Here is a 24,587-nt window from a genome sequence, read left to right as displayed (position 1 = left end):
ATGCAGAGTTGGTGGGTGGCGCACTGGGTCGAGATCGCGGGGGTCGTCACCGGGGCGGCATGCGTGATCCTGGCGGCACGGCGGAGCATGTGGACGTATCCGATCGGGATCGCGAACACCGCGCTCTACCTGGTCGTCTTCGCCGAGAGTGCGCTCTACGCCGACGCGGCGCTGCAGATCATGTTCATGGTGCTCTCGGTGACCGGCTGGGTCGACTGGGCCATGGCCCGGCGACGGGAGTCGGAGGCGCAGCTGCGCCGTGACGAGGCGTTCGTCGGCGTCGCCTCGGCCCGCACGCTGCTGCTCCTGGCGCTGGGGTTCGTGGTGGCGCTGACGGCGATCGCGTACGTCCTGTTCGCCTTCACCGACTCCACGACCGAGCTTCCCGACGCCACGGTGACCGCGGGCAGCGTGATCGCGCAGATCATGCTCAACCGCCGCTGGTGGCAGTGCTGGCTGGTCTGGCTGGCCGTCGACGTCGTCTCCGTCGGTCTGTACGCCTACAAGGGCCTGTGGCCGACCGCGGTGCTCTACCTCGGCTTCTGCGTGATCATCCTGGTGGCGCTGCGGGACTGGCGCCGGGTGCTGGTCGCCGACCGCGAGCCGGAGGTCGCGGGTGTCTGAGAAGCGCTTCACGCACGGGCTGGTCCTCGGGAAGTTCTACCCGTTCCACGCCGGCCACCAGGCGCTCATCCGCGCGGCCCTGCGGGCATGTGACCGGGTCACCGTCGAGCTCCTCGGCTCGCAGGTGGAGACCATCCCGCTCGAGGTGCGGGCGGAGTGGCTGCGCGAGGAGCACCCGACCGCCCACGTGGTCGCCGCGATGGACGAGGCGCGGGTCGACTTCGACGACCCGGCCGCCTGGGACGAGCACATGGTCGTCATCTCCGAGCTGCTCCCCGGCCCGGTCGACGCGGTCTTCTCCTCCGACGCCTACGGCGAGGAGCTCGCCCGGCGGCTGGATGCGACGTGGGTCCAGGTCGATCCCGGGCGGGTGTTCAATCCCGTCTCCGGCACCGCCGTACGCCCCGACCTGACCGAGCACTGGGCCGACCTGCCGGCTCCGGTCCGCGCCTGGCTCACCGAGCGGGTCGTGGTGCTCGGCGCGGAGTCGACCGGGACCACCACGCTGGCCGAGAGGCTGGCCGCTGACCTGGGAACCCACTGCGTCCCTGAATATGGCCGGCTCTGGTCGGAGATCCGTCCCGGCGGCCTGTTCACGCCCTGGCGCAGCGACGAGTTCGACCTGATCGTGGACCGGCAGATCGGCTGGGAGGACGCCGCCCGCAGACGGGTGCCGAAGCCAGTTCTGGTCTGTGACACCGACGTACTGGCGACGACGCTGTGGCACGAGCGCTACGTCGGCCCGACACCACCTCACCTGGTCGAGCGCGCGGCGGCGCACCGGCCGGTCGCCTATGTCCTGACCGGAGACGAGATCCCGTTCGTGCAGGATGGGTTGCGCGACGGCGAGCACGTCCGGCACGGGATGCAGGAGCGATTCCGCGAGATGCTGGCCGGGCAGCCGGTGCCGTGGTTCGAGGTCCGCGGGAGCGTCGAGGCGCGACTCGCCGCGACCAAGGGGTTCCTGGAGCCGTTGCTCGGACACAACAACCGGATCGGCCCGTCACTTGAGGAGCTGGGTAGATGAGTGATCGCTGGCAGAAGACGTCGGCATCGCCGACCGTGCCGCACGTCCAGCACGGCGGGCCGCGCGACGGGCTCACCGCCGCCGACCTCTTCAGGTCCCCCGACGAGACCGTCGAGCTGGACGAGAAGCTGCGACGTACCTACTTCTGGCTGGTCAACAAGGCGGTGATCTCGCCGTTCTACGACGTCGAGTTCGATGCCGCGAAGGCCAACCGGTTCCCGCTCGGCGATGCCGGCGCGGAGATCACGCTGCCCACCCAGCCGGCCTACTCCTCCAACGTACTGCTGCCGCTGCTCACGTTCGCGGTCGGCGGGAAGTGCCTGATGATCGGCGGGCCCGGCCGTGGCAAGACGACGCTCGCGGTGCTGATGGGGGTGCTGTCCGGGGCGACCCCGGAGGACGTACGCCGCCACCTGCAGCAGGGGCAGCCGCAGCTGACCGTGTCGGACCTGGTCGGGTTGCCGCTGCCGCGCGACCTCGTCGCCGCGGGTTCGCTGGCGGAGATCACGATCGCCTGGAAGTCCTGGCTGACCCAGAAGGTCAAGATCGTCGACGAGTACAACCGCATCCCCACCAAGACCCAGTCGGCGCTGCTCACCATGGTCGCCGAGGGCTACGTGGAGAGCCACGACCAGCTGCGCCGCACCGCCCCCGACGCGGGTGTCGAGAGCTGGTTCTTCACCGCCAACGACGACTCCGGCGGCGGCACTTTCCAGGTCATCCAGGCCCTCAAGGACCGGCTCGACGTCACCGTGCAGGCGTTCGGCTTCAACGGCCGCTTCTTCGACGAGCTGGTCACCCGGGTCGAGGCCGGTGAGCGGCCGGAGGAGCACGTGCCGTCCTCCCTGGTCTTCTCCTCCGACGAGCAGTCGACGATGCTCGCCGCCATCCGGGCGGTGCCGCTGCCCGCGGACGTACGCCGGAGGCTGGAGTACTTCACCGGGCAGTTCGAGTTCGTGCAGCACGGCGGGCGGCGGTTCGAGTACCGCACCAAGGACGTCGTCGCGACCGCCGGCGGGGACGTGAGCGCGGTCATCGACGCCAACTCCGGCGCCGACCTGGTGGTCGACCTCGGTGCGCAGACCCTGAACGGACTCTCCGTGCGGGCGCTGCAGACCCTGATCCTGTACGCCAAGGCGTCGGCGTGGTTCCGCGGCGCCTCGTCCGTCGGGCTCGACGACGTGCGCGCCATGGTGCCGTTCGTTCTCCGCGGGAAGCTGCTGCCCAACCCGCAGCACCCGCGGTTCGAGGCAGGCGACAAGGAGCTCGCCCACGACCCGGCGTCCTGGCTCGTCGATCTCTTCGACACCGCGATGAAGCAGTTCGTCGCGCTCGGCCTCGAGGCCTCCGATCCCGTCGGGGATCTGCTCGCCGAGCTCGGCGGCGGCCTGGACGGGCTCGACCGGCTGACCGTCTCGCAGCGGCTGACCCGGATCGAGTCCGAGGTCGGCCGGATCTCGAAGGTCGGCAAGATCTACGGCCGCGACTACGACGACCTCGTCGCGCTGAAGTATCTCCACCAGCGCTACTCCAACTACCTCCACTGGCTGGAGGGTTCATGATCCGGCGTCCTGGGCACTCCGTGAACGCCTCGGTGGCTCGACGACCGGGCGGGTTGCCTGCCGTCACCGGGCTCGACCTGGAGCTCGCCGAAGCCAACGTCGCCCGTTGGGGCGGCGACACCGGGCTCTTCCGTACGTCGCTGGCAGCCGCGCTGTCGTCCGGGCCCCTGCCCGAGGCCGCGGCGGTCCAGGACCTGGCCGCCGTGGCCGCCTGGCGGGCGGGAGTCATCGGGCTCCGCAAGGACGCCCTCCGCGCGGCGTCGTCCTGTCTCGACGCCGGGCTGGTCGACGCGGTCGGCGCGACGCTGGGAATGCCGGGCACCGACGTGGCCGGATTCGTCGACGGGCAGCGTACGGACCGGTTCTTCTGGCCCGCCTGGCAGCAGCTGGGCCGTGCCTATCTGATCGCCCGGATCGGCGGCTTCGCAGGGCTCGGCGGACCCTGGCTGGCGCACCCGGGCGACGTCATCGCGGACGGTGACGGACGGTGGCTGGTGGAGGTCGGCGAGGAGCTGTGGGCGGTCGACGCCGACCTGTTCGGTCACTCGGTCTCACTGGCGGGCGACGACCCGGCGGACACCGGCGACCCCGGCACCGCCGGCGTACGGGTGGTCAGTGTGCCCACGTCCTACCTGCTCGAGGTCGTGCGGGAGGCCGGGTGAGAGCGCCGACCGCGGCGGAGCGCGAGGCCTGGGAGGCGGCCCTCGACCTGTGGGGTGTGGACCTCCATGACCCGGTCGTGCACACCCGCTCCGACCAGGGCAGCTTCGCCTGGTTCGGGTTCCCGCCGGAGGTCAACGTCGACCCCGGCGAGCTCGCCCGCCACGGCGGAGAAGGGCATCTGACCAGCGTCTTCGCTCACGAGATCGGCCATCACGTGCTCTCCCCGAGCACCCGGGTCGACTCGCTGAAGATCCGTCAGCAGATGGCGCGAGTGATCGACCTCTACGACCGGCAGCACCGCCTCGACCTGGTCGCCGCGAGCGGGTTCTGCGCCAACCTGTGGTCCGACATGCTGATCAACGACCGGGTGATGCAGCTGCAGCGCGCCCGGCTCGCCCCGGATGAGACCCCCGACATGGTGCGGCTCACCCAGGCCCTCGCGGCGCCTGCTCTGGCCAAGGGGCTGCGTGGAGCGGAGGACAACGAGCTGTGGTGGGTGGTGCAGCGGGCGTACGAGCTCCTCTGGCGGCTTCCCGAGGGCTCCCTCGCCTGGCCCGCGCCGCCGACGCGGTGGAAGACGGACTACGAGCAACAGCTCCGCAGTGCCCGGCGTCGCCTGCACGGCTCGAAGTCGAAGCAGCGGCACGAGTCCTACCAGGCCAAACGGGAGGTCGCCGAGCTCGAGTACGACCCGCGCGCGGGCCTCGACCCGGCTCACGACGCGACGACGGTGGCCGACGTGGTGCGTACGCTCGCCTCCGACCCGGTCAGCGGCGCGGTGCCCTGGGCGATGGTGATGGCGCCCTACCTGCTGCTGGGCTTCACGAGCAGCGGATGCCACGAGGACTCGCCGGGCGCCCCCAGCGCGGCCGAGCTGGCCGGAGCGATCGGTGACCCACGGCTGCAGACGCCGTTGGTGCATCCCGACGACGCCGAGGTCGTCCTCGCCGACGGCGACGCCGCCGCGGCCGCCTCCGACGGCAGCGGGCAGGCCCTCGGGCTGGCCCGGACGCTGGAGCTGATGGCCGGCGCCGACCCCAACGCGGTGATGGCCGCCTGGTACGAGGCCGAGGCCCGCCCGCACGTCGCGCCCCTGGTGCAGCGCGGGCTCGCTCCCGCCGGCCCCGCGATCCCCGGCCCCGTGGAGGAGTGGGAGCTCGGCGACGACCTGGCCGAGCTGGACTGGCCGGCGACGCTGACCACAGGTGCGGTGTTCGTGCCGGGAGTGACCACTCGGCGGCGTACGTTCATCGCGGACGAGCCCGAGCCGGCGTACGAGCCGGTTCTGCTCGACCTCTACCTCGACTCCTCGGGATCGATGACGAACCCGCAGCGCGGTTCGGCCGCGATCGTCGCCGGGACGATCCTCTCGCTCTCGGTGCTGCGCGGCGGCGGGCGGGTGCGGGTCACCTCGTGGAGCTCGGCCGGCCAGGTCGCCGGCGACAGCTCCTACACCCGCGACCGGGTCGAGATCATGCGACAGCTGACCACCTACTTCGGCGGCGGCACGACGTTTCCCCTGGACCTGTTGCGTGCGCGCTATCCCGAGTCTCGTCAGCCCAAGGACGGGCAGCGCCACCTCGTGGTGCTCTCCGACGCCGGGCTGGACACGTTCCTGGGCCGCGGCCAGGAGGAGTACGCCGACGTGGCCCCCGCCGTGCGGCGCGTGATCGACACCGGGTCACTGATGATCATCGGACACTGGCGCGGGCAGGCCCGCGAGCAGGCCGAGCGGCTCGGCTACGACGTCGCCGAGATCCCGGACGTGATGCAGGCGCCCGAGGCGTGCGCGGCGCTCGCCGCGCGGATCGCCGCCTACACCCCGGAAGGAGCAGCTCGTGGCTGATGAGGACCTGTTCGAGACCTGGCTCGACGAGGAGCTCGATGTCGACGCCGCCTGGGACGGGTTGACGCCCGGCCCGTCGGTCGACGAGGTGATGGCCCGGATCTCGACCACGCCGTCGTGGTTCCTCGACGACGCCGTCGACATCGTGGCGCTGGCCGGGGACGTGCTCGACACCTCTGGCGGGCCGTTCATCGCGGCTGCCCGGAGGGTGGCCGCGACCGGGAAGCCGGTCGCGCGCCAGGGAGCCGGGGTCGTCCTGTGGCTGGTCGCCTCGCAGGAGCTGGCGGGACCGTTCTCGGCCGCGCTGCGCGAGGACCGGTTCGACCGGGCGCTGGTGACGCTCTCACTGCGCCTGGCCGCGGTCGTCGAACCGCAACGCTGGGTCGAGGAGTCCGAGCGCCGCGAGGAGGCGGCGCGGACCTTCCTGCTGTGGAATGGGCAGCTGCCGGCCCGCGAGGACGAGCGCAACGCCCGCGCGCTGTTGTCGCGCCTCGACTCCGCCGCCCGCGCCGAGGCGCTCGAACGGGCCCGGCGCGACCGCGAGCACCGCTCCGAGATCCGGCGGCGCCTGGAGGACGCGCGCGCACGTGAGGCCGCCAGCCGCTACAGCCCGGAGTGACCGTGAGCGAGACACAGGACCCGCTTGACCTGGCCGAATACACCCCGATGGCATCGGCCGCCCTCACCGACGCCGAACGCTGGCCGGGGCTCTCGGCTGCCGGGGAGGCTCGCCTGGCCGCGGCGTACGACCATCCCGCCGCACCGGTCTGGCGGCACCGGGTCGGCCACCGCCTCACTCCGGCCGAGCAGGAGGCGGCCCGGTCGCAGCTCCCGCTCGAGGGCTGGCTGGAGCAGCACCTGGCGGTGGCACGGTCACTGCCTGCGTACCGTCGACATCAGGGGCCGCTCGAGACCCTCGGTGAGTTTCCGCTGATCAGCCGGCAGAACCTGGTCGACGACATCGGTGGGTTCGTGCCGCTGGACGCCGACTACGGGCGGATGCTGCACGGCACCTCCTCGGGGAGCACCGGGACGGCTCTGGTCATGCCGGACGATCCCGACGAGCTGGCCCGCGGCTTCCACTGGCTGCGCGACCTGGTCGCCAGACTGACCGACGGCTGGGCGCCGGATCCGGCTCGTTTCGCCGTGGTGCAGGTCGTGTGGCAGCGCCAGGCGTTCACGTACGTCTCGGTCGCTCCCGGCTTCGGCGAGAGCCTCGTCGCGCGCGTGAACCTGCACCCGGGCGAGTGGCCTCTCGAGAGCCAGCGGGCGTTTCTCCGCGACGCCGACCCGCAGGTGATCTCCGGGCACCCCACGTCGCTGGAGCATCTCCTCGACTTCCGCGACGTCGCACGCCCGATCGCGATCATCTCCTCCGCGATGGCGTTGAGCGCGACGCTGCGCGCCGATCTGGAGCGGGCCTTCGAGTGCCCGGTGATCGACGTCTACGGGCTGCACGAGACCCGGCCGGTGGCGGTCAGCACCGACGGCGGCCCGTTCGTCGTCGCCGACCGCCGGGTGCACGTCGAGATCATCGGTCCCGACGGCTCCGCGCTCCCTGAGGGCGAGATCGGGGAGATCGTCGTCACCGCAGGTGAGAACGGCTTTCTGCCGCTGGTCCGCTACCGCACCGGCGACACCGGCCGCCTGGTTCGCGTCGACGGCAGGCTCGCGATCGATGCCCTCGAAGGGCGCGAGGCCACCGTCTTCGTCACCCCGACCGGCACCTTGGTCCCCTGCGTCGACCTCACCCAGCATCTCCAGGACGCGGGCGCGCGTGGCTGGTCGGTGGAGCAGGCCGCCGACGGCACCGTCGTCGCGACCATCGCCGGCGGCGACGCGTCCGTGGTGGCGGCACGCCTCGGAGCCATGCTCGGCCTGGACGTCACCGTCCGTCGCGTCGCGACTCTCGCCGACCTGGGCGAGGGCAAACCCCGCCGCTACAGATCTAGCGCCACGCATCCAGAAGGTCGTCGGCAGTCCAGACCTTCGTGAAAGCCGCCTCCGGCTCGGCGCCGGCCGGGCAGACTCCGACCATGTCGGTGCGTGGATCGGCGCCCGGGACAGCGGTCGAGTCCCGCGCCAACTGGTGCCGGTCACGCTCGCTCAGCGGTTTGTCCGTACGCCACTTCACCGTGCCGACGAACGCGATCTGATTGGCAGGGCGCGTGTCGGCACCGACGAGGTCGATCTCGGGATTGTTACTGCGTGGCCACCACCCGCCGACGGCCCGCACCTCCGGCCATTCCTCACGCGCGGAGAATAGTTTCTCCCGTGATTGTATCGCGAGCGAGAGTAATCTTCGACGCTCTCAGCGATCCTCCCTGATGACCGCGACCTGACCCGCGCGGACCAGGTGCGGGCCGCCCTCGTTGCCCGAGAGCAGGTCGGTGCCGCGGACGGGGACGATGACCGGCTCGTGGGTGTGGTTGATGACGAAGACGTACGTCCCCTGCTCACCCACTCGCCGGATCGCCTCGACGCCCTCGGGGAGACCTCCGACGACCGGCTTGGTCGTGGTGAAGATCTGGGTGGCCAGGGTGTCGAGGGCGTCGGGGATGAGCTCGGTGCCGACGTACCAGGCGGTGCCCTTGCCGACGCGTCGGCGCGTGACGGCCGGGTCGCCGGCGCAGTCGCCGGTCGCGTACGCAGCGACGACATCGGCCCCGACGGCGCGGCCCCGCTCGCTCCAGATCGCGCCGGAGCCGTAGGCGGTCAGCGGGATCTCGTCGCCCTCGGGAAGCGGGCAGAACTCCTCGATCCGCACGCCGAGGAGATCGGACAGCGCGCCCGGGTAGCCGCCCAGCCGTATGTGGTCATGCTCGTCGACGATCCCGGTGAAGTAGGTGGCGACCAGAGTGCCGCCGGCCTCGACGAAGGCGGTGAGCCGGTCCACGGTCTCGTCGGCGAGCAGGTACTGGACGGGCAGAACCACGACGTCGTAGCCATCGAGCGGGTCGGTCACACCCACGACGTCGACGCCGAGGTTGCGGGCCCAGCAGGCCTTGTGCCAGGCCCGGGTGGTCGCCATCGGGTCGACGTCGACCGACGGGTGCGAGTCGAAGGTCGCCGCCCACCACGAGTCCCAGTCGAAGACGATCGCGACGCTGGCCTGCTCCACGCGGGTGCCGGCGACCTCCGCGATCGCGGAGAGATCCGCCCCGAGGCGTACGACATCTCGCCAGAGCCGGCTCTCGGTGCCGGCGTGCGGAACCATCGCGGAGTGGAACTTCTCCGCTCCACCACGCGAGGCACGCCACTGGAAGAACAGGGCGCCGTCCGCGCCGCGGGCGACGTGCTGGAAGGAGTTGCGGCGCATCTCGCCGGCGGTCTTGGCGATGTTGCGCGGCTGCCAGTTGACCGCGGAGGTGGAGTGCTCCATTAGCAGCCACGGTGCGCCATGGGCCAGCGAGCGGGTCAGGTCGGCGGTCATGGCGAGCTGCTGGGCGCGGTCCTCGTCGGCGGCGTCGAGGTAGTGGTCGTTGGAGACGAGGTCCCCGACGTCGACCCAGCTCCGGTAGTCGAGCGACTTGCGGAAGCCCATGAAGTTGGTGGTCAGGGGCTTGTCGGAGTGCGCCCGCACCGCCGCCGCCTCGACCCGGTAGATGTCGCGGATCTCGTCGGAGCAGAACCGCCACCAGTCGAGCTGCTGACCGGGGTTGGCGAAGTTGCCGTAGGAGACCTGTCGCGGCGGCCCGATCTGCTCCCAGCTGGTGTAGCGCTGGCTCCAGAAGGCGGTCGCCCAGGCCTCGTTGAGCTCGTCCACGGCGCCGTAGCGGCTCTGCAGCCAGCGCCGGAAAGCCACCGCGCTGGCGTCGCAGAAGCAGTGGTCGTTGTGGCAGCCGTACTCGTTGTTGACATGCCACATCACCACCGCCGGGTGGTCGTCGTACCGCTTGACCAGCTCGGTGATCAGGGTCGTGGCGGCCTCGCGGTAGGCGGTCGACGAGGGACAGTACGCCTGGCGCGCGCCGAACGCGCGCGGGTTGCCGATCTGGTCGACGAGCGTCGCCTCCGGATGACGCTCGAGGAACCACGGCGGCGGGCTCGCGGTCGCGGTCGCCAGGTCCACGGCGATCCCGCCGGCGTGCAGCTTGTCGAGCACCCGGTCGAGCCAGCCGAAGTCATAGCTGCCCGGCTCCGGTTCCAGCAGAGCCCAGGAGAAGATCCCCACGCTGACCAGGTTGACCCCGGCCTCCCGCATGAGGCGTACGTCCTCGTCCCAGACCTCCTCCGGCCACTGCTCCGGGTTGTAGTCGGCGCCGTAGGCGATCCGCCCACCCAAGGCCCGGGTGACCTGCTCCATCCCGGTCATGGCGCCAGTCGCTCGGTACGCCACTTCTCGCCCTCACGCCGGTAGACGAGTCGGTCGTGCATCCGCCCGGGGCGCCCTTGCCAGAACTCCACCGCCTCCGGCTCGACCCGGTAGCCGCCCCACTCCTCCGGCACCGGAACCGGCTGGCCGTCGAACTGCGCCTCGATCCGCTCGTACGCCGCCTCCAGCTCCTCGCGTCCGGCGACGACCCGGCTCTGGTGGGAGGCGTGCGCACCGAGCTGGGAGCCGCGCGGGCGCTGGGAGAAGTAGGCCTCGACGTCCTCTCGGGAGAGCTCGTGGGCGAGCCCGTCGATGCGTACCTGCCTCTCCAGCGGATGCCACGGGAAGAGCACCGCGCAGCGCGGGTTGTGCGCGAGGTCGGAGCCCTTGCGGGAGGCGGTGTTGGTGAAGAACGTGAAGCCCTCGGTCGAGAAGCCCTTCAGCAGCACGGTCCGCGACGAGGGCGCGCCGTCCGGTGAGACGGTCGAGACCACCATCGCGTTGGGCTCGACGATGCCCGCGTCCCGCGCCTCGGCGTACCACCTCTCGAACTGCTCGAACGGGTCGTCCGCGAGGTCACCCTCGGTCAGACCACTGCGGGTGTACGACTCGCGCGCTGCGGCCAGCTCGGCTGAGAGATCCATGGTCTCAACCTACGACCCTACGCACGGACTCAGCCCATGGGACTCAGCCCATGAAGCCCTTGACCTGGGTGCCCGACTCGTCGAGCTTGTCACCCAGCTGCTCCAGCGCCGAGCCGACCTTCGCCAGGAGCTCCGCGATCGTCTCCAGCGAGCCGGAGAGGTCGTCGAGCGCCGAGCCGGCGCCGCCGATCTCCTTCGCCGCGCTCGCGATCGACTTGGCGGGACCGTCTGCCATCGGCACGCGGCCGAGGCCCTCGGCGACATCGGCGAGCCGGTCGACGCCCTTGGAGATCGCCGCCGAGATCCCACCCAGCGAGGTGGCGACGTCGCCCAGCGTCCCCTTGACGCCGCCGGCGCCGTCCCCGACCAGCACGGAGCCGGCCTCGCGGGCGCGCCCGCCGGCCTCCGCGAGGCCCTCGCCGAAGGTGTCGAACAGCTTGGGCAGCCGCTCGATCGACGCCAGCGCGTCCTTGTTCTCGGTGATCAGCGTGATCACCTTGTCGATGTCCTTGGCGTTGAGGCCACCGACGAGCTTCCCGAGGTCCATGGGGGCGACACTAGCGGCGCGCCTCCTACCATGGCCGCTCCCCACGCCCGGCTCGAAGCCAGGATGCGGCACAATGCCCGTGACAGCAGAGGAACGGAGAAGGCAGTGAGCCAGGTACAGCACGGTCTCGAGGGCGTCGTGGCCTTCGAGACTCAGATCGCGGAGCCCGACAAAGAGGGTTCAGCCCTCCGCTACCGCGGGGTCGACATCGAGGACATCGTCGGCCGCGTGCCGTTCGAGAACGTCTGGGGCCTGCTGATCGACGGCTCATACGGCCCCGGCCTGCCGCCCGCAGAGGCCTACAACCTGCCGGTGCACACCGGTGACGTGCGCGTCGACGTCCAGGCCGCGATCCCCATGCTCGCGCCCGCCTTCGGGTTCGGGCAGACCTACGACATCTCCGACGAGCAGGCCCGTGAGGACCTCGCCCGCGTGGCCGTCATGGTCCTTTCGTACGCCGGCCAGTCGGCCCGCGACATCCACCTGCCGATCGTGCCGCAGCGCGAGGTCGACAAGGGCAAGACCCTGGCCGAGCGGTTCCTGATCCGCTGGCGTGGCGAGGCCGACCCCGCCCACGCCCACGCGATCGACGCCTACTGGTCCTCGGCCGCCGAGCACGGCATGAACGCCTCCACCTTCACCGCCCGGGTGATCACCTCCACCGGCGCCGACGTGGCCGCGGCCTTCTCCGGCGCGATCGGCGCGATGAGCGGGCCCCTGCACGGTGGCGCGCCCTCACGCGTGCTCGGCATGATCGAGGACGTCGAGAAGTCGGGCGACGCCTCCGGCTATGTGAAGGGCCTGCTCGACTCCGGTGAGCGGCTGATGGGCTTCGGCCACCGTGTCTACCGCGCCGAGGACCCGCGTGCGCGCGTCCTGCGCCGCACCGCCCGCGAGCTCAACGCGCCCCGCTACGAGGTCGCCGAGGCCCTGGAGAAGGCGGCGCTCGAGGAGCTCCGCGCCCGGCGCCCCGACCGCGTCCTGGAGACCAACGTCGAGTTCTGGGCCGCCATCGTCCTCGACTTCGCCCAGATCCCGGCCAACATGTTCACCTCGATGTTCACCTGCGCCCGCACCGGTGGCTGGTCCGCCCACATCCTGGAGCAGAAGAAGACCGGGCGCCTGATCCGCCCGAGCGCCATCTACACCGGCCCCGCCCCCCCGCCCCGCCGACGCGGTCGAGGGCTGGAACGCCGACTGGGCGAAGTAGACGCCTGATACTCAAGGAACCGACCGGCTTCAGCCGGTCGGTTCCTGCGTTGTGGGGGTCGGTAGCGGGTCAGCCGTCGAGGCGCTTGGCCATGCAGACCACGAGGTCGTCGTCCTTGTAGAAGCCGAAGGGCTCGACGTCGACATAGCCCTTGGCAGCGTAGAGACCGATGGCCTCGTGCTGGAGGCCGCCGGTGGTGAGGACCATGGCCTCGAAGCCGGCGCCGCGGGCTGATGCCTCGACATGCGCGAGCATCCGCTTGGCGAGCCCCTGACCCTGGGCCTCGGGCACGACGTACATCCGCTTGATCTCGGCGGTCGCCACGGTCCCGAGTGCGGGCTCCCCAGAGCGTCGCCAGGCACCAGAGGCGACCGGGACGTCGTCGAGGTAGCCCAGGAAGTACGCGCCCGCGGGCGGCTCGAACATCTCCGGCACGGTCGGGTCGTGGTCGGGTTCGCCGTAGCGTTCGACGTAGAACTCCTGGACCCGGTCGACCAGTTTCTGAGCATCAGGGTGGTCGTACGCGACCCGGCGAATCTCAACAGACACGTCGGTATTCTGGCCGATGCCCGCGACTTGCGAGAATGGGTTTATGACGCTGCAGATCCCCGCCGACCTCCTGCCCGCCGACGGACGTTTCGGGTCCGGGCCGTCCAAGGTGCCGGCCGGCCGCCTGGAGGCGCTCGCCGCGACCGGAGTGTCGGTGATGGGGACCTCTCACCGGCAGCAGCCGGTGAAGGATCTCGTCCGCCGCGTGCAGACCGGGCTGGCCGATCTGTTCTCCCTGCCGGAGGGCTACGAGGTCGTCATCGGCAACGGTGGCTCGGTGGCGTTCTTCGACCTGGTGACGTACGCCCTGGTGCGCGAACGCAGCCAGCACGCCGTCTTCGGGGCGTTCGGCAAGAAGTTCCTCTCCGCGGCCAAGGCGGCGCCGTGGCTGGCCGACCCGTCGGTGATTTCGGCCGATCCGGGCTCGCTGGCCGCGCCGGCGTACGAGTACGACGTCGATGTCTACGCCTGGACACACAACGAGACCTCGACGGGCGTGATGGCTCCGGTCGTACGTCCCGCCGGCGCGGGCGCGGACCAGCTCACCGTCGTCGACGCGACCTCGGCCGCCGGTGGGCTGCCGCTCGAGGTGACCCAGAGCGACGTCTACTACTTCGCGCCGCAGAAGTCGTTCGCCTCCGACGGCGGTCTGTGGCTGGCCCTGCTCTCCCCCGCCGCGATCGCGCGGGCCGAGGAGATCGCGGCGAGCGGCCGGCACATCCCGTCGTTCTTCTCGCTGACCGAGGCGATCAAGCAGTCCCGCAGCGCGCAGACCGTCAACACCCCCGCGGTCGCGACGCTCTTCCTGATGGCCGAGCAGCTCGACTGGATGAACTCCTCCGGCGGGCTGGACGCGATGGTCGCCCGCACCACCGCCTCCTCCGACGCGCTCTACACGTGGGCCGAGAAGGCGCCGTACGTCCGCCCGTTCGTCGAGGACCCCACCCACCGCTCCCTCGTCGTCGGCACCGTCGAGCTCGACGCCGGCATCGACAAGGACGAGCTGCGGCGCGTGCTCGCCGAGAACGGCGTCGTCGACCTCGACGCCTACCGCGGCGTCGGCACCAACCAGCTCCGGATCGCGATGTACCCCTCCGTCGACGCCGCCGACATCGAGGCCCTCACCGCCTGCATCGACTGGGTCGTCGACCGCCTCTGATCCGTCGGGTCGGCTCGTCATGACGAGCCGACTCGGCGTCAGGTGCGCTTGCGGAAGATGAAGTACGCAGCGACAGCGAGCGCCACCAGGGCGATCGGCCCGGCGGAACCGCCGTCATCCTCACCCTCGTCCCCACCGTCGCCCTCGTTCTCCGGCTCAGCCTCGTCCGGGATCGGGTCGGTGGTCGGGTCGGCGGTCGGGGATGGCTCGTCGCCGAGCACCTCACCGACCAGCTCGGGATCGACCCTGATCACCTCGGCGCGGATGCCTTCGCTGGTCACGACCACCTCGCCCTTCGAGGTGACGCCGATGGCCTCGCCCTGCTCCTGGTCAGGGGTCCGGAAGGAGCCCACCCGGTCCATCGAGGGCCAGGCGTAGATCGTGGCGGAGTAGTAGCCGCGTACGACCAGGTGCTTGCCGTCGGGGAAGAAGGCGCCGTCGGTGGCCATCGGGATGACCGGGGCGACCTCCTTCAACCGGTTGGGACCGTCGGGGTCGAGGCGCCTCGGCACGGCGTAGAGCCGCCCGCCTCCCCAGTCCTTCGTGGCGACGAAGACCCGGCCGTCGGGGTGGGCGAGCAGCGACTCGGCGTTGTGCGGCCCGTCGGGATAGACGAGCTCGTAGACGGTCGGGGAGACCGTGCGCTCGCCCCGCCCGACACGCACCTTTGCGATCCGGATCGAGTCCCAGACGCTGTTGTTGTCGCCGATGTCGCCGACCCAGACGTGGTTGCCGCCGGCAGGAGCGAGACCTTCGACGTCGACCGGGTCGGCGGCCCAGTGGGTCACGCCGACCGTGTCACCGCTCGAGTCGACGGTGAAGACGCGCCCGCTGTCGCCGGAGTCGTTGGTGGTGGCGTACAGACCCTTGCCGAGCGGCGTCAGCGCGCTGGCCTCGCTGATCGTCAGGTCGGAGAAGGCGAAGAGCACGTCGTCACCCGCGGCGCTCGCGGGCACGGCCGAGATCAGCACGAGCCCGAGTGCGCCCGCGGTGACGACCGCCTTCATCGCCCGGATCTCATCGCTCCGCGAGCAGCTCGCCGAGCTTCGGACGTACGCCCCATTCGGCCACGAGCTCGTCGTACTCCTTCTTCACCGAGCCGCCCTTGACCGGCGAGCCGGTGCGGATCGCGCGGAGCATGGTGTTGCGCGGGGTGTGCTGGCTCTCCACGAACTGCACGACCTCGACGCGGTAGCCGGACAGGCGCAGCAGGCTCGCGCGCAGGGCATCGGTCAGCGTGTCGGCGAAGCGCTCCCGGAGGATGCCGTGCCGAGTGAGCATGGAGTAGGGCGCCGGCGTCGGGGCCTTGCGCAGCTGGGCGGCGATGTCGTGGTGGCAGCACGGCGCGGCCAGCACCAGCGGCGCCTCCCACTCGATCGCCCGGGCGAGGGCGTCGTCGGTGGCGGTGTCACAGGCGTGCAGAGCGAGCACGACGTCGGGCTTCTCGTCGAGCTGTACGCCCTCGATCGTCCCGGCCACGAACTCGGCATGCACCCCGAGCTCGGCCGCGATCTTCGAGTTGTGCTCCCGGGACTGCTCCTTGACGTCGACGCCGGTGACGACGACCGGCAGCTCGCGGACCTCGGTGAGGTAGCGCTGGGCCGCGAAGGTCAGGTAGCCGTTGCCGGCGCCGAGGTCGATGATCCGCAGCGGCTCCTCCGCGGTGGGCGTGCGGACCTTGCCGGACTTCATCGCGTCGGTCAGGGCGGCGTCGAGCTGGCGCAGGAACTCCTCGACCTGGCGGTACTTCGCCTGGCGCGACGGCTTCAGCTTGCCGTCCTTGTCCGAGAGCCCGAGCACCCGGAAGACCGGATCTGACTCCGGCAGCAGCCGCTCTTTTGCCTGGTCGTGACCGCGTTCGGCCTCGACCGGAGCGGTCAGCTCCGTGGTCGAGACGAGTGCCGTCGTCGGCGACTTCGCCTGGATCTGGGTCTGCTCGGTCGCGGTCGTCACGACCCAGTTGGCGAACGGTACGTCGAGCAGATCGTCCAGCGCGGTCGGGTCGCCCACCGGGTGGTTCGCGGTGAACGCCTGGGTCGCGTCGTACGTCGTGATCTGCAGGTGTCGTCCGGCCTTCAGGTCGACATAGCGGATCTCGGCGCGACGCCACTTCGGTGCGCTGCCACGCTGCTTGCCGGACGCGACCGCCTTGACCAGCTGGTCGGGATCGAGGATCACCGACCGCATCCGATTCAGCGCCCGCAGCAGCGGTTCGGACTCCCTGCTCAACTCAGCACCCCAGCAATGACGACTACCAGCAGAAGGGCGACCAGCGCGCCGGGAATGATCATTCGGCGGTAACGCGGGTTCACCGCTTCAGTCTAGGCGCGGCCCGGGTGCCAACACCCATCGCCGCAGCCGCCTCAGGCGGCGAGCAGCGCGATGGCCCGAGCCCCCACAGCAAAAATCTAGCACCGCTAGACGTAACCGACTCCGTGATCTAGCATTGCTAGAAAATCTTGCACAGACAATCTGAGGAGCGGAAATGCTGTACACCATCGGAATGGTCCTGATCTGGATCGTCGCCCTGGGGATCATCTACATCGGCGTGATGTACCTGTTGAGGAACGAGGCCAACGCGGCCGGCTTCGGCCTGCCGGTCCTGCCCGCCCCCGAGGCCCGCGCCTGGTGGCAGCTCAAGGGCGTACGCGACATCGCCAGCGGCCTCGTCCTGATCCCGCTGATCTTCGTGGAACCCGACGCCGTGCCCTGGGTGGTCCTCGTCGAGGCCATGATCCCGGTCGGCGACATGCTCGTGATCCTCGGCAACCGAGGGAGCAAGGCGCGCGCGTTCGGGGTCCACGGACTCACCGCGGCCCTGATGCTCGTCGCCGTGGCGCTGCTCTGGCTGAGCTGATCCAGCCGGGCGTCAGACGCGTGAGGCGAAGAGCTCGGCGAGGTGCATGGTGGGGACCGAGGCGAGGTCGTCGAGCTGGACCCGGCACGACATCCCGTCGGCCAGGATGACGGCGTCGGGGTGGGACCGGACAGCCGGGAGCAGGTGGGTCTCCGCGACCGCGACCGACACCTCGTAGTGCCCCTCCTCGACCCCGAAGTTGCCGGCCAGGCCGCAGCACCCGGAGACCCGGGTGACCTTCGCACCGGCCTGGGTCAGCAGCGCCTCGTCGTCGACCCAGCCCAGGACGGCGTGCTGGTGGCAGTGCGGCTGGGCGACGACCTCGACGCCGGTCAGGTCGGGCAGCGTCGCCCGCCCCTCGCCCACCAGCCGCTTCACCAGCTCGGCGAAGGTGAGCATCCCGTCACGTACGACCTCCGCCTCGGGCAGCGCCGAGAGCTCCACCGAGTCCGACCGCAGCGTCGCGGTGCACGACGGCTCCAGGCCGACGACGGGGACGCCGGAGGCGACATAGGGGGCGAGCGTACGCACGGTCTTCTCCATGATCTTGCGCGCGTCATCGAGCTGGCCGGTGGTGATCCAGGTGAGCCCGCAGCAGGCCTTCTCGCCGATCACGCGGACGGTCAGACCCTGGGACTCGAGCCACGCGATCGCGCCGTGGCCGGACTGGGCGAAGAAGTGGTCGGTGAAGGAGTCGGCCCAGATCCACACGTCGGGGGTCTCGGGGAGCTTCGCGGTCGGCGCCGACCGCTTCAGCGTCTTCGGTGCGAACGCGGGGATCGAGCGCCGCTGGTCGATGCCGGCGGTCTTCTTGGCGATCTTGGCGAGCGGCGAGATCTTCAGCGACGCGTTGGCCATGCCGGTGAACGGTGCCGCGAGCCGCGCCCACTTCGGCAGCTGCCCGAGAAGAGCGTGCGATCGCGGCCGCCGCTCCCCGAGGACGTCGTGCTTCTGGTAGAGCGCCTCGGACTTGTACGTCGCCATGTCGATGCCCGTGGGGCAGTCGGACGCACACCCCTTGCAGGCCAGGCACAGGTCGAGCGCCTCGCTCACCGCGGGGTCGCCGAGCCCACCGACGAGCGACCCGTCGAGCGCCTCCTGGAGCACACGCGCGCGTCCACGGGTCGCGTCCTTCTCCTCGCGGGTCGCGAGGTAGGAGGGGCACATCACGCCGGCGGTCTTCGGGGCCACGCACTTGCCGACGCCGGTGCAGCGGTGCACGGCAGCGCCCAGGTCACCGGAGTCGTGGATCAGCCGCAGGCCGGTCCGGGGAAGGGCACGGGGTCGCACCGGACGCAGGTCCTCGGTGATCGACGCGGGCCGCACGATGTTGTCCGGGTTGAGCAGCTCCGAGGGGTCACAGATGCCCTTGACCTGCTCGAAGAGATCGATGGAGGTGGAGTCGTACATGATCGGCAACAGCTCCGAGCGCACCCGCCCGTCACCGTGCTCGCCCGACAGCGAGCCGCCGTAGGTCACCAGCTGCGTGGCGCACGCGGTCATGAACTCGCGGAACACCTGGGCCGACTCCGGCGCGTCGGGCGCGAACGGGAAGTCGATGCGGCAGTGGATGCAGCCGTCACCGAAGTGGCCGTAGGGGTAGCCGTGCAGACCGAAGGACTCCAGGATCCCTTCGAAGTCGCGCAGCCAGGCACCGAGGTGCTCCGGCGGGACCGCGGCGTCCTCCCAGCCGGAGTGGGCCGGCGTGGGCAGCGAGACCCCGGCCAGCCCGGCACCGTCCTCGCGGATCCGCCACAGCGCGGCCGCCTCGAGCGGATCGACGACCACTCGCGACTCGAGCGCGCCCGACTCCGCGGCGATACGTTTCACCAGGTCAGGGGCGTCCTGCCCGGCGACCTCGACCATCAGCCAGCCGGCCCCCTTGGGCAGGTCCGGCACCGCGCGGCCCTTGGCGCGCACCAGGTCGGCGATCCGGGCGTCCATCCCCTCGCAGGCGATCAGCCGCCCCGGCGCCACCCGGAGGAGCGCAGGCACCGCGTCGGCCGCCTCCGCCATCGTCGGGTAGCCGAGCACCAACAGCAGCCGCCCGGGCGAGTCCTCGACGAGCCGCACGGTCGTCTCCAGGATGGTCGCCAGGGTGCCCTCGGTGCCAGCCAGGAACCGGTCGACCCGACCGCCCTTCTCGGGCAGCAGGTGCTCGAGCGAGTAGCCGGAGACCTGGCGCCCGAACCGGCCGAACTCGGTCCGCACGTGACCGAGGTTGGCGCCGACGAGCGCCTGGAGCCGCTCCGCCGTCTCCCCCGTGGAGACGCCATCGGCATAGGTCGCCTGCTCGCCGTTGCCGAAGAGCACGGTCAGCGCCTCGATGTTGTCGACGGTGCGGCCGTAGCCCAGCGCACGGTTGCCGCAGGCGTTGTTGCCGATCATGCCGCCGATGGTGCAGCGGGTGTGGGTGGACGGGTCGGGCCCGAAGCGCAGTCCGTGGGGAGCAGCGGCCCGCTGCAGGTCGGCGTGCACGACACCCGGGTCGATCCGCGCGGTCCGCGCCTCCGGGTCGATCTCGTAGATGGTCCGCAGGTCCCGGGTGTCCACGACGATCCCGGACCCGACGGCGTTGCCGGCGATCGAGGTGCCCGCACCTCGCATCGTCACCGGCGCCCCGGACGAACGGGACACCGCGTGCACCGCGAGCAGCTCGTCGCGGGACTGCGGCCGTACGACGACGGAGGGCACGACCCGGTAGAGGCTCGCGTCGCTGGAGTAGAGCGCCCGGGCCAGTGGCGAGTCGTCGACCCGGCTGATCCCCTGGTTGCGCAGCTCATTCGCCAGATCCGAGGCAGTCGCATTCACCCGCTCATTGTCACAGACCTCAGCACGGTCACCGGTCAGCGCCCACCGTCGATGACCACAACGCGAACCCGTCTCATTGAGCGATATTCGACTCTCATATAATGGGACGGCCCGCGAGAGCGCGGGCACTTCCAGACCTCGGAGAGAGACCATGTCCGCCACCCCCGCACCGGCCAACCCGCGCTCGCGCGTGCTCGTCGCCAGCCTCGTCGGCACGACGATCGAGTTCTACGACTTCTACGCGTACGCGACCGCAGCCGTCCTCGTCTTCCCCGCCCTCTTCTTCCCGGCCGGCGACCCGACCACCGCGCTCCTGGCGAGCTTCGCGGTCTTCGGCGCCGCGATGGTCGCCCGCCCGGTGGGGGCGATCTTCTTCGGCCACCTCGGCGACCGGCTCGGCCGCAAGACGACACTGGTCATCTCGCTGCTCACCATGGGCATCGCGACCTTCCTGATCGGTGCGCTCCCGACGTACGAGACGGTCGGCTGGGTCGCGACCGCGCTGCTCGTGCTGATGCGTCTGGCCCAGGGCTTCGCGCTCGGCGGCGAGTGGAGCGGTGCCGCGCTGGTCGCGACCGAGAACGCCCCCGAGGGCAAGCGCGCGATCTTCGGTACGTTCCCGCAGCTCGGCGCGCCGCTGGGCTTCATCCTCTCCAACGGCCTGTTCCTGACGATCGCGGCGCTGCTCTCCGCCGAGGGCGCCGACCCGACCAAGCCCTCCGACGCCTTCCTGGCGTGGGGCTGGCGGGTGCCGTTCCTCTTCTCCGCGGTCATGGTCATCGTCGGTCTGTGGGTCCGGCTACGCCTGGTCGAGAGCGACGTGTTCACCAAGAGCCAGGACGCCGGTCTGGTCCGCAAGGTCCCGCTCGCCTCGGTCGTGCGCAACCAGGGCAAGCAGCTGGTCCTCGGCACCTTCTTCATGCTGGCGACGTACGTCCTCTTCTACCTGATGACCGCGTTCTCGCTGTCGTTCGGCACCGCCGGCACGGACCTCCCGGTTCCCGGCCTGGGCTACGGCTACACCACCTTCGTGCTGATGCTGATCTTCGGCGTGATCTTCTTCGGCATCTTCACCATGGTCTCCGGGCCGCTGGCCGAGCGCTTCGGCCGCCGCCGGCTGCTGATCGCGGTCACCCTCGGGATCATCGCCTTCGGCCTGGCCTGGGTGCCGCTGGTCGACGCCGGCACCGTCGGCGTGCTCCTCTGGCTCGTCCTCGGCTTCTCCCTGATGGGCCTCACCTTCGGCCCGATGGGTGCGCTGCTGCCGGAGCTGTTCCCGACCAGCGTGCGCTACACCGGCTCCGGCATCTCCTACAACGTCGCCTCGATCCTGGGCGCCGCGGTCGCGCCGTTCATCGCGGTCGCGCTGTGGAAGCAGGCCGACGGCTCGCCGGTCCTGGTTGGCGTCTACCTCTCCGTGATGGCCGTGATCACCCTGATCTCGCTGGTGATCGGCAAGGAGACCAAGGACGTGGCGCTCGAGGAGACCCCGGAGAAGACCTCCGTCTGACGGGTCTACGGTGGGCGGGGTGACCGTCAGGATCCTCTCCGCCACCGACGTACGCAGCATCTTCACGCCTGAGCTCGCGCTGGAGTCCCAGCGCGAGGCGTTCACCCGGCTGGGAGCCGGGGAGGCCGTCCAGCCTCCCCGGCTCCTCGTGCCTGGGCCGGACGAGTCGGTCTCGTTCTGCTACTCCTCGCGGATCGCTCCTGACGCCCCCGCGGTGAGCAAGTTCGGCAGCGTCAACCCTTCGAACGCGGCCCGTGGCCTCGGCGCGGTGCACTCGGTCATCACGGTCCTCGACGCCGAGACCGGCGCACCGCGCGCGATCATCAACGGCGACAGCGTCACCGGCCTGCGCACCTCGGCCGCGACCACCCTCGCCATGCAGCAGGTCGCCCCCGACGCCCGCAGCGTGCTCGTCGTCGGCACCGGCGCCCAGGCCCGGGCCCACCTCGCCGCCTTCTCCGTGACTCACCCCGACGCCGACCTCTGGATCTTCGGCCGGAACCCGGCCGCCGCCACCGAGATCGCCGCCGAGCACGGCGCCACCGCGACGGCAGACCTGGAAGAGGCCGTACGCACCGCCGACATCGTCGTCCTCTGCACCTCGTCCCTCACCCCGGTGATCGAGGACGCCTGGGTCACCGACGGCACCACCGTGGCCAGCGTGGGCTCCTTCGCCCCCGACCGCGTCGAGCTGCCGCCGTCACTGCTGTCGCGCTCCAGGGTCGTGGTCGACCACCGCCCCTCGGCACTGACCGACTCCGGCCCCGTCGTCGAAGCCGTCGCCTCAGGGTCGGTCGATGCGGACCGGATCGTCGACCTGGGCTCGCTCCTGATCGGCAGTGCCTCCCTCGACGGTAGATCAGGCGGCCCCGTCACCTACCTCTCCGTCGGCGTCGGCATCCAGGATGCTGCCGCGGCAGCAGTGATCCTCACCGCAGCCGAGGAGCGGGGCGTCGGCATCCTCGCCGATCTCGACTAGTGGCCGCGCGCTGCGTCCCTGCCGAGTCGGCGCAAACTGACCAAGATCCGTGTCGAGTCGGCGCGTCATGACGCGCCGACTCGACGCTGATTTCGGTCAGGACGAGCCGAGTCGGCAGCTAGGCCGTTGCTTCGGCGGCCAACGCGGCCTCCACCACGTCGAGCAGCGGCAGCGTCGCCAGCTCGTCGCGGGACACCCAACGTACGTCGTCGGTGGTGCCGTTCTGCTCGACCACCCGCGGCTCAGCTCCGTCTGGGACGGTCGCAGCGAAGATCAGGTGGACGCCGTGGAACTCCTCGTGACGACCGCTGGGGGCGGTGCCGGTGATGTTCACATCGTGTACGTCGAGCAGGGCGCCGACCTCGCAGGTGAGCCCGCACTCCTCGACCACCTCGCGCATCAGCGCCTCGCGAGGCTGCTCGCCGAAGTCGACGCCGCCACCGGGCAGCGTCCACGTGCCCGAGTGGTAGCCGAGCGGCGAGATCCGGGTGAGCAGGATCGCGTCGTCGGAGGGACGGGTGATGAAGGCGTACGCGGCCAACCGCTGCATCCGGGACGGCTTGTGCACCTCGAGGGCGTCGGTGACCAGCGGAGACGTCGGGATCTCGCCGCTCGTCACCGCGGCCAGGGGCAGCCAGGCGGCCTCCGCGGTGGACCCGTCGACCTCCATCGTCTGCGGCTCGGGAGCGTCGTGAGGCACCCAGCCGTCGTAGACGATCCGGATCGCGTGGGAGTTGACCCGCCGGCCCAGCCGCCAGGCCTTGGCCTGATGGACCGAGTAGACCCGCGCCTCGACGCCGACCTCGACCGGCACCCCGGCCTCCTCGTAGACCTCGCGCACGACCGCGTCGCGCGGGTCCTCGCCGTGGTCGATCCCGCCGCCGGGCAGCGTCCAGCGCTCCTCCGGCGTGACCTTCTCCGAGAGCCGGCTGAGGAGGATCTCCGGCTCAGCGGCCGCACCCGCCCGGATGATGACGGCGTACGCCCCCACCCGCTGCACCTTCGGAAGCTTCCGTCGCCGCCCGCTGCGGCCCCGATTCCGCGTCGCCATCAGCTGAACGGGGGTCGGGAGTCGAGAGCCAGCGAGCGGCGACCGGCCCAGCGCCACACCTTGGCGGCTCGGTCGCGATCCTCGTCGGTGACTAGGTTGCCCATCCACCGCAGGGCCAGCGTCATCAGCCAGTCGGACCGCATTCCCGCAGGCCCGAGGGTGGATACCAGGCGCGGACGGGTCGCGATCCCGGCCAGACGGCGGGCGACGGAGAACGCCTCGCCGTAGTGCTCGCGCAGGGTCGCCGGCCAGGCTGTGGCCAGGTCCTCGCCCGCGATCAGCGCGTCGGCGACCATCCGTCCGGTCTCCAGGCCGTAGTCGATCCCTTCGCCGTTGAGCGGGTTCACGCACCCGGCGGCGTCACCGATCAGCGCCCAGTTGGCGCCGGCGACACCGGAGACGGCACCACCCATCGGCAACAGCGCGGACTTCTCCGCCCGCAGCTCACCGGTGAGCCCGAACTCCTCGCGGCACTGCTCGGTGTAGTGCCTCATCAGCGGCTTGATCGCGACGTCCGCTGGCCTCTTCGAGGTGGCCAGCGCACCCGCGCCGATGTTCACCTCGCCCGACCCGAGCGGGAAGATCCAGCCGTATCCCGGCAACGCCTCACCGGACTCGTCACGCAACTCCAGGTGAGAGGAGATCCATTCGTCATCGGCCTGGTCGGAGGCGATGTAGGCCCGTCCGGCGACGCCGTAGACGGTGTCGCGGTGCCACTCGCGCCCCAGCACCTTGCCCAGCGGCGAGCGCACGCCGTCGGCCACCACGACCGACCGGCAAGTCACCTCGTGACCGCCCTCGAAGATCACCGCAGCAATCCGGGCACCATCCCAGCGCACGTCGACCGCCCGCACGCCGTCGACCGCCGTCGCGCCGGACTTGATCGCCACGGTGCGCAGATGATCGTCGAGCTCGGTCCGCGGCACCGCCGAACCCCACGACGGCAACGTCCCGCCGGGCCACGGCAGGTGCAGCGTCTGCCCGAAGCCGTGCGCCCGCAGGCCCTTCGAGACCGGGTGCGCGCGCAGCCAGTCCTCCAGCCCGAGCCGGACCAGCTCGTGGGTCGCGCGCGGGGTCAGCCCGTCACCGCAGGTCTTGTCACGCGGGAAGACGGCAGCGTCGGTCAGCAGGACATCGACACCGGCGCGCGCCAGCCAGGCCGCCGCGGCCGAGCCCGCAGGCCCCGCCCCCACGACGAGCACATCAGCTGACTGCGGAAGGGACGACGTCATG

The 24,587-nt window shown here is 70.9% G+C and carries 21 protein-coding genes and 1 pseudogene; 12 read left to right on the top strand and 10 right to left on the bottom strand.

The genetic code is table 11. The features are described from left to right. From pnuC to ACIO3S_RS04275, 7 genes are read left to right on the top strand one after another with little or no spacing between them, the layout of a single operon-like run. Nucleotides 1-624 carry a nicotinamide riboside transporter PnuC gene (pnuC, locus tag ACIO3S_RS04305; protein ID WP_400459864.1) on the top strand — a complete coding sequence of 208 codons (624 nt, stop codon included), beginning with the start codon at nucleotides 1-3 and terminating at the stop codon, nucleotides 622-624. After that, complete coding sequence (locus tag ACIO3S_RS04300) at nucleotides 617-1,651, top strand: AAA family ATPase (RefSeq protein ID WP_400459861.1); 1,035 nt, start codon at nucleotides 617-619, stop codon at nucleotides 1,649-1,651. The genes pnuC and ACIO3S_RS04300 overlap by 8 nt, the downstream gene beginning before the upstream one ends. Further along, entirely contained in the window at nucleotides 1,648-3,213 is a 1,566-nt protein-coding gene (locus ACIO3S_RS04295; protein ID WP_400459858.1) for a hypothetical protein, read from the top strand. Before ACIO3S_RS04300 ends, ACIO3S_RS04295 begins: the two co-directional genes overlap by 4 nt. After that, a complete protein-coding gene (locus ACIO3S_RS04290; protein ID WP_400459855.1) occupies nucleotides 3,210-3,875 on the top strand; it encodes a hypothetical protein in 666 nt (221 codons plus the stop codon). Before ACIO3S_RS04295 ends, ACIO3S_RS04290 begins: the two co-directional genes overlap by 4 nt. Then, complete coding sequence (locus ACIO3S_RS04285) at nucleotides 3,872-5,722, top strand: hypothetical protein (RefSeq protein ID WP_400459852.1); 1,851 nt, start codon at nucleotides 3,872-3,874, stop codon at nucleotides 5,720-5,722. The genes ACIO3S_RS04290 and ACIO3S_RS04285 overlap by 4 nt, the downstream gene beginning before the upstream one ends. Continuing rightward, nucleotides 5,715-6,341 (top strand): hypothetical protein, encoded by a 627-nt coding sequence (locus ACIO3S_RS04280; RefSeq protein WP_400459849.1) that lies wholly within the window; start codon nucleotides 5,715-5,717, stop codon nucleotides 6,339-6,341. Before ACIO3S_RS04285 ends, ACIO3S_RS04280 begins: the two co-directional genes overlap by 8 nt. Nucleotides 6,342-6,343: 2 nt before the next feature. Continuing rightward, nucleotides 6,344-7,717 carry a hypothetical protein gene (locus ACIO3S_RS04275; protein WP_400459846.1) on the top strand — a complete coding sequence of 458 codons (1,374 nt, stop codon included), beginning with the start codon at nucleotides 6,344-6,346 and terminating at the stop codon, nucleotides 7,715-7,717. Here ACIO3S_RS04275 and ACIO3S_RS04270 read toward each other — a convergent pair. The 4 genes from ACIO3S_RS04270 to ACIO3S_RS04255 are packed head-to-tail and all read right to left on the bottom strand — an operon-like array spanning nucleotide 7,671 to nucleotide 11,228. Beyond that, a complete protein-coding gene (locus ACIO3S_RS04270; protein ID WP_400461061.1) occupies nucleotides 7,671-8,006 on the bottom strand; it encodes a DUF234 domain-containing protein in 336 nt (111 codons plus the stop codon). The two genes, ACIO3S_RS04275 and ACIO3S_RS04270, sit on opposite strands and share 47 nt — an antisense overlap. Before the next feature lie 27 nt (nucleotides 8,007-8,033). Continuing rightward, complete coding sequence (locus ACIO3S_RS04265; RefSeq protein WP_400459843.1) at nucleotides 8,034-10,037, bottom strand: beta-galactosidase; 2,004 nt, start codon at nucleotides 10,035-10,037, stop codon at nucleotides 8,034-8,036. Beyond that, nucleotides 10,034-10,681, bottom strand: a complete 648-nt coding sequence (gene pdxH / locus ACIO3S_RS04260; RefSeq protein WP_400459840.1) for a pyridoxamine 5'-phosphate oxidase — start codon at nucleotides 10,679-10,681, stop codon at nucleotides 10,034-10,036. Before pdxH ends, ACIO3S_RS04265 begins: the two co-directional genes overlap by 4 nt. A gap of 43 nt (nucleotides 10,682-10,724) precedes the next feature. Beyond that, entirely contained in the window at nucleotides 10,725-11,228 is a 504-nt protein-coding gene (locus ACIO3S_RS04255; RefSeq protein ID WP_400459836.1) for a hypothetical protein, read from the bottom strand. A 63-nt stretch (nucleotides 11,229-11,291) separates the two neighbouring features. Between ACIO3S_RS04255 and ACIO3S_RS04250 the strand changes: the two are divergent. Beyond that, nucleotides 11,292-12,438 (top strand): annotated as a pseudogene (locus tag ACIO3S_RS04250) (citrate synthase 2). A gap of 69 nt (nucleotides 12,439-12,507) precedes the next feature. On the opposite strand, the gene ACIO3S_RS04245 reads toward ACIO3S_RS04250, so the two are convergent. Then, nucleotides 12,508-12,987, bottom strand: coding sequence for a GNAT family N-acetyltransferase (locus ACIO3S_RS04245; RefSeq protein WP_400459833.1), 480 nt, complete (start codon nucleotides 12,985-12,987; stop codon nucleotides 12,508-12,510). 43 nt (nucleotides 12,988-13,030) lie between these two features. Between ACIO3S_RS04245 and serC the strand changes: the two genes are divergently transcribed. Continuing rightward, nucleotides 13,031-14,146, top strand: a complete 1,116-nt coding sequence (gene serC, locus ACIO3S_RS04240) for a phosphoserine transaminase (protein WP_400459830.1) — start codon at nucleotides 13,031-13,033, stop codon at nucleotides 14,144-14,146. A 38-nt stretch (nucleotides 14,147-14,184) separates the two neighbouring features. On the opposite strand, the gene ACIO3S_RS04235 is transcribed toward serC, so the two are convergent. Both ACIO3S_RS04235 and ACIO3S_RS04230 read right to left on the bottom strand, forming a co-directional pair. Continuing rightward, nucleotides 14,185-15,153: a hypothetical protein gene (locus ACIO3S_RS04235; RefSeq protein ID WP_400459827.1), complete on the bottom strand. Its 969-nt coding sequence runs from the start codon at nucleotides 15,151-15,153 to the stop codon at nucleotides 14,185-14,187. Between the two features lie 10 nt (nucleotides 15,154-15,163). Beyond that, nucleotides 15,164-16,375, bottom strand: a complete 1,212-nt coding sequence (locus ACIO3S_RS04230; protein WP_400459824.1) for a class I SAM-dependent methyltransferase — start codon at nucleotides 16,373-16,375, stop codon at nucleotides 15,164-15,166. A gap of 256 nt (nucleotides 16,376-16,631) precedes the next feature. Here ACIO3S_RS04230 and ACIO3S_RS04225 point away from each other — a divergent pair, with 256 nt between their 5' ends. Then, nucleotides 16,632-17,003 carry a DUF4267 domain-containing protein gene (locus tag ACIO3S_RS04225; RefSeq protein WP_400459821.1) on the top strand — a complete coding sequence of 124 codons (372 nt, stop codon included), beginning with the start codon at nucleotides 16,632-16,634 and terminating at the stop codon, nucleotides 17,001-17,003. Nucleotides 17,004-17,015: 12 nt separating this feature from the next. On the opposite strand, the gene ACIO3S_RS04220 is transcribed toward ACIO3S_RS04225, so the two are convergent. After that, nucleotides 17,016-19,814, bottom strand: a complete 2,799-nt coding sequence (locus tag ACIO3S_RS04220) for an FAD-binding and (Fe-S)-binding domain-containing protein (RefSeq protein ID WP_400459818.1) — start codon at nucleotides 19,812-19,814, stop codon at nucleotides 17,016-17,018. Nucleotides 19,815-19,965: 151 nt separating this feature from the next. On the opposite strand from ACIO3S_RS04220, the gene ACIO3S_RS04215 reads away from it, so the two are divergent. Continuing rightward, on the top strand, nucleotides 19,966-21,324 hold the full coding sequence (locus ACIO3S_RS04215) for an MFS transporter (protein ID WP_400459815.1): 1,359 nt from the start codon (nucleotides 19,966-19,968) through the stop codon (nucleotides 21,322-21,324). A 19-nt stretch (nucleotides 21,325-21,343) separates the two neighbouring features. Continuing rightward, nucleotides 21,344-22,303 carry an ornithine cyclodeaminase family protein gene (locus ACIO3S_RS04210; protein ID WP_400459812.1) on the top strand — a complete coding sequence of 320 codons (960 nt, stop codon included), beginning with the start codon at nucleotides 21,344-21,346 and terminating at the stop codon, nucleotides 22,301-22,303. A gap of 118 nt (nucleotides 22,304-22,421) precedes the next feature. Here the strand turns inward: ACIO3S_RS04210 and ACIO3S_RS04205 are convergent, their stop codons facing one another. After that, a complete protein-coding gene (locus ACIO3S_RS04205; protein ID WP_400459809.1) occupies nucleotides 22,422-23,354 on the bottom strand; it encodes an NUDIX domain-containing protein in 933 nt (310 codons plus the stop codon). After that, nucleotides 23,354-24,586, bottom strand: coding sequence for a geranylgeranyl reductase family protein (locus tag ACIO3S_RS04200; protein ID WP_350836602.1), 1,233 nt, complete (start codon nucleotides 24,584-24,586; stop codon nucleotides 23,354-23,356). The genes ACIO3S_RS04205 and ACIO3S_RS04200 overlap by 1 nt, the downstream gene beginning before the upstream one ends. Between the last annotated feature and the right edge of the window lies 1 nt (nucleotide 24,587).

Source organism: Nocardioides sp. NPDC087217, from assembly GCF_044744805.1.
Classification (GTDB): domain Bacteria; phylum Actinomycetota; class Actinomycetes; order Propionibacteriales; family Nocardioidaceae; genus Nocardioides.
The sequence above is the reverse complement of the archived record's forward strand: the minus strand, read 5'-3'. Positions and strand labels throughout refer to the sequence as shown.

Coding starts and splice junctions, on each gene's coding strand:
- pnuC (WP_400459864.1), top strand. CDS start 1: ATGCAGAGTTGGTGGGTGGCGCACTGGGTCGAGATCGCGGGGGTCGTC.
- ACIO3S_RS04295 (WP_400459858.1), top strand. CDS start 1,648: ATGAGTGATCGCTGGCAGAAGACGTCGGCATCGCCGACCGTGCCGCAC.
- ACIO3S_RS04290 (WP_400459855.1), top strand. CDS start 3,210: ATGATCCGGCGTCCTGGGCACTCCGTGAACGCCTCGGTGGCTCGACGA.
- ACIO3S_RS04265 (WP_400459843.1), bottom strand. CDS start 10,037: ATGACCGGGATGGAGCAGGTCACCCGGGCCTTGGGTGGGCGGATCGCC.
- pdxH (WP_400459840.1), bottom strand. CDS start 10,681: ATGGATCTCTCAGCCGAGCTGGCCGCAGCGCGCGAGTCGTACACCCGC.
- ACIO3S_RS04255 (WP_400459836.1), bottom strand. CDS start 11,228: ATGGACCTCGGGAAGCTCGTCGGTGGCCTCAACGCCAAGGACATCGAC.
- serC (WP_400459830.1), top strand. CDS start 13,031: ATGACGCTGCAGATCCCCGCCGACCTCCTGCCCGCCGACGGACGTTTC.
- ACIO3S_RS04235 (WP_400459827.1), bottom strand. CDS start 15,153: ATGAAGGCGGTCGTCACCGCGGGCGCACTCGGGCTCGTGCTGATCTCG.
- ACIO3S_RS04225 (WP_400459821.1), top strand. CDS start 16,632: ATGCTGTACACCATCGGAATGGTCCTGATCTGGATCGTCGCCCTGGGG.
- ACIO3S_RS04215 (WP_400459815.1), top strand. CDS start 19,966: ATGTCCGCCACCCCCGCACCGGCCAACCCGCGCTCGCGCGTGCTCGTC.
- ACIO3S_RS04205 (WP_400459809.1), bottom strand. CDS start 23,354: ATGGCGACGCGGAATCGGGGCCGCAGCGGGCGGCGACGGAAGCTTCCG.
- ACIO3S_RS04200 (WP_350836602.1), bottom strand. CDS start 24,586: ATGACGTCGTCCCTTCCGCAGTCAGCTGATGTGCTCGTCGTGGGGGCG.